The sequence below is a fragment of the Cytophagia bacterium CHB2 genome (assembly GCA_030263535.1).
Lineage (GTDB): Bacteria > Zhuqueibacterota > Zhuqueibacteria > Zhuqueibacterales > Zhuqueibacteraceae > Coneutiohabitans.
Map to the genome: position 1 here is coordinate 1 of SZPB01000655.1, position 1,804 is coordinate 1,804.

The 1,804-nt window shown below is 51.8% G+C and carries 2 protein-coding genes; both read right to left on the reverse strand.

Annotated features, from left to right (window positions below; genetic code table 11):
* On the reverse strand, nt 1-366 hold a 366-nt coding region (locus FBQ85_29915), incomplete at its 3' end, for a hypothetical protein (GenBank protein ID MDL1879348.1).
* A gap of 46 nt (nt 367-412) precedes the next feature.
* The gene (locus tag FBQ85_29920) at nt 413-1,354 is read right to left on the reverse strand and encodes a DMT family transporter (protein ID MDL1879349.1); all 942 of its coding nucleotides are present in this window, start codon (nt 1,352-1,354) and stop codon (nt 413-415) included.
* Nucleotides 1,355-1,804 lie beyond the last annotated feature (450 nt).

A 1,804-nucleotide genomic window follows, 5' to 3' on the forward strand; every position in this document is an offset into this window, starting at 1 on the left:
TTGCTGGCGCGTCGAATCCGGCGGGATTTGATCGTCAATCCAAACCTGGCCGGTTTTTTGATAGATATCGCTGAATTCGATGCGATACGTTTTGCCGTCTTGGTTGCCCTTCCAATTCAACGAATAGCCGCTGGTGGCGCGGTTCCACACGTGGCTGCGGCGGGTCACTTCCCTGCCTTCACTCTCCACCACAAAATCAAAAGCGAGTTCCGTGGTTTTCTCCCAATTCTCCCGCCCGCCCATGGCTTGCATAACTTTGGTTGCCAGCGCGCGGGCTGCTTCATCGTGCCCTTGCGCGTGGCTTCGCAGCGACAGGCATCCCAACATAAAAACAAAAATCAGCCAGCTCGCTTTGCTCGTTTTCATGGAATACTCTCCTCATTTGGTTGCAGAGGTGACGCGCAGTAGTTTTTCAATACATGCGCCAGCGCGCCAATACAATGCCGGCAATAACGCAGATCGCGCCCAAGATTTGCATCTGCGACATATGCTCATTCAAAAACAAAACACCGGTCAGCACCGCCACCACCGGCACGACGTTCGAATAGATCGCGGTTTTGTTCGCGCCGATTTTGGCGAGGCTGAAATTCCAAATGATATATGATACCGCGATCGAAAAAACGCCGGAATAGCAGGCGCCGAGCCAGCCGTTGAAATCAATCGCCAACCAATCCTGCGCTTGCAGGGCCGGCAAGCTCCACAGCAGCATCGGCAATGTGCCGAAAATATTCGATAACACGGTTAGTTTCAGCGGCGAAAAACGCTTGAGGTGCGGCCGCGCCAGCACCGTGTAGGCCGACCAGCACAGCACGGAACCCAGGGTCAAGACATCGCCCCACACATTGCTGCCGGCTAAAGAAAATTTGCCGGCGCCGCCGGCAATAACGCCATACAGGCCGAGAAAAGCCAGAGCTGCGCCGATCACCATCGGCGTATCCATCCGTTCACCGCCGGCAAAATGATTGGCAACCGTAACCAGCGCGGGCGTAGCGGCCAGAATCATGGCGGAATTCGCGGTGGTGGTGCGCGCAATGCCCTCGATAAAAAAAATTTGATACAAGGTGATATAAAGGAAACTCAATCCTGCAATGGGTAAAACCTCCTGCCGCGTGATGCGCAATTCTATGCCGCGCGAGCGCGCGATAAAATAGAGAAGAAAACTCGAGAGTATGAAGCGTACCGCGTTGAATGCTAACGGTGAGAATTGTTTAAAACTGGCTTTGACAATGGCGTAATTCGTCCCCCAAATCAAAACAACCAAGAGCATGAGCGCTTCGGTGGAATAAGGCGCTAGGATGAATTTTCCGGTTTGAGATTGCTCCGCAGCTTCCGTCGCCCGCAAGGTATTTTCCACTATAACCTCTTGATTCCTTTCCCTGAGTTAGATCCTGTTGCATAATGTGACAATGGGGCAATATAAGCACGAAGACCCTGCGGAAGCAAGGCTGGCAATCGGCCATTTCACGCACACAAAAAGTATTATGGAATGAAAACATTGAACAAAAGTTGGCCGAATTGCGTCTTGACTTTCGAGACTCGGCGTTGTATTATTGACCAATCAAAAAAGAAAAAACGAATATGATATATACTCCTCACAATTGTTGTCGTCCGCCTTTCCGCATGCGATGCTTGTGTCGCAGGCGGGGAGGCTCATGCGAGACACGCCCGCAACGCTAAATCCGCATATTGCCGAATTGTGCCAAGCCCGATGGCACGAGCCTCCTCGCCCTTTCCATATTTCTTCGAATCACCGATTGACTCTCAACTTTATTTGCTCGCCCAATTTCGATCGGGCGAGAAGGAA